This is a genomic window from Microcoleus sp. T3_A4, assembly GCF_036700465.1.
Taxonomy (GTDB): Bacteria; Cyanobacteriota; Cyanobacteriia; order Cyanobacteriales; family Microcoleaceae; genus Microcoleus.
Genome location: NZ_JAUBOY010000125.1, coordinates 1 through 1950, shown reverse-complemented (window position 1 = coordinate 1950; position 1950 = coordinate 1). Strand labels below are relative to the sequence as shown.

Below are 1950 nucleotides of genomic sequence, written 5' to 3'. Positions count from 1 at the left end.
TTTAAATCACCCTAACCTTCCTTCAGTCTTGTCTTATGGTACTCTGGCTGCTTAAAAACTGTCCGGAGTATTGATTTGTTAAAATCTAAATATTATTCAAAAAGCTTAGATTATACTTTTTTAGAGTGCATAGAAAATAGTTTTTTAATTCGATTCTGTCATAAATATCAGTATAGCTACTGAAATACCACCTGCTCTTTAATTGATCACTAGGGAAATTACGTACATGAGCATTACTATTTTGGGTTACAACCTAAGCGCAGCTATTTACGAAAGTGTCAATACTATTATTTATCGCGGCATCAAAGATATTGATGGAACCTCAGCAATTATCAAAACCTTCAAAGCTGAGCATCCGACAATCGAAGAAATTTCCCGATTAAGACACGAATATAAAATACTCCTACATTTAGACAGTCAAGGAATAGTCAAACCCATAGCCTTAGAAAGCTATCATAACGGCTTAGCGCTGATAGTAGAAAATTTTAGCGGTCAATCTTTAAAAGATTTTCTTAACAATCAACCCTTGGCTATAAACGCCTTTCTAAAAATCGGAATTCAGTTGGCAAAAACTCTGGGAGGAATTCATCACAGTAATGTGATCCATAAAGACATTAAGCCCCAAAATATCTTAATTGACCCAGAGACAAAGGAAGTAAAAATTATTGATTTTAGCATTGCTTCACTTTTAGAGCGAGAAAATCAAACTGTCACAAATCCCAACTTATTAGAAGGAACTCTTGCTTATATGTCGCCGGAACAAACCGGCAGAATGAACCGCTCAGTGGACTACCGCACCGACTTTTACTCCCTCGGCATTACATTTTATGAAATGCTGACGGGTAAGCTACCTTTTTCCGCAAAAGACCCCCTGGAATTCGTTCATTGCCATATAGCTAAAGCACCAATACCACCTAAAAATATGAATCCAGAGATCCCGGATACAGTTTCGGAAATTGTAATGAAATTATTATCTAAAACCGCTGAAGATAGATATCAAAGTGCTTTCGGACTAAAAGCTGACCTGGAAACCTGCCAGGAGATGCTTTCTTCAGGAGAGATTTCCCACTTTATTATCGGTCAACTAGATTCCTACAGCCAATTTCTGATTCCGCAAAAACTCTATGGACGGGAAAGAGAAGTTGCTAGTTTGCTAGAAGCCTTCGCTCGCGTCAGTGGTGGGACAACGGAAATGATGCTAGTGAGCGGTTATTCAGGTATCGGCAAATCTTCCTTAGTTAACGAAGTTGATAAACCTATAGTGGGAGCACGAGGGTATTTTATTTCGGGTAAATTTGACCAATTTAAGCGGAATATTCCTTATGCTGCTTTAATTCAAGCATTTCAAGGATTGATGCGGCAACTGCTCACTGAAAATTCTGCTCAAATAGCAATTTGGAAGGCTAAAATTCTCGACGCACTTGGTGCCAATGGGCAAATTATTATTGAGGTTATTCCCGAAGTAGAAAAGATTATTGAGCCACAGCCTGCGGTTCCGACTTTGGGACCAACTGAATCTCAAAACCGATTTAATCGAGTGTTTCAAAAATTTATACAGGTGTTTAGTAAACCCGAACACCCCCTAGTGATATTTTTGGATGACTTGCAGTGGGCAGATTCGGCTTCCCTTAAGCTTATCCAGCTAATTATGACCCATCCAGATAGTAAATATCTGCTATTAATTGGGGCTTATCGGGATAATGAAGTCAGTGCCACTCATCCCTTAATTTATACTTTAGAGCAAATTCAAAATACCAGGGCGATAGTAAATAATATTATCCTCCAACCTTTGGATATATCTCATGTCAACCAATTAGTAAGCGAAACCCTTCGCACTCACATTTCCGAAGTTTTGCCCCTGGCTGAGTTGGTTTTTAACAATACTCCGGACAGTTTTTAAAGAGGAATGCGATCGCAATAAAATAGAGAAGTGAAAAAAGTGAGTGCAAT

The 1950-nt window shown here is 38.5% G+C and carries 1 pseudogene; it reads left to right on the top strand.

Going from position 1 to position 1950, the window contains the following annotated elements:
* Positions 1-226 precede the first annotated feature (226 nt).
* Positions 227-1885: pseudogene (locus QUA07_RS29825) on the top strand (ATP-binding protein); the annotation flags it as partial.
* Positions 1886-1950: the final 65 nt, after the last annotated feature.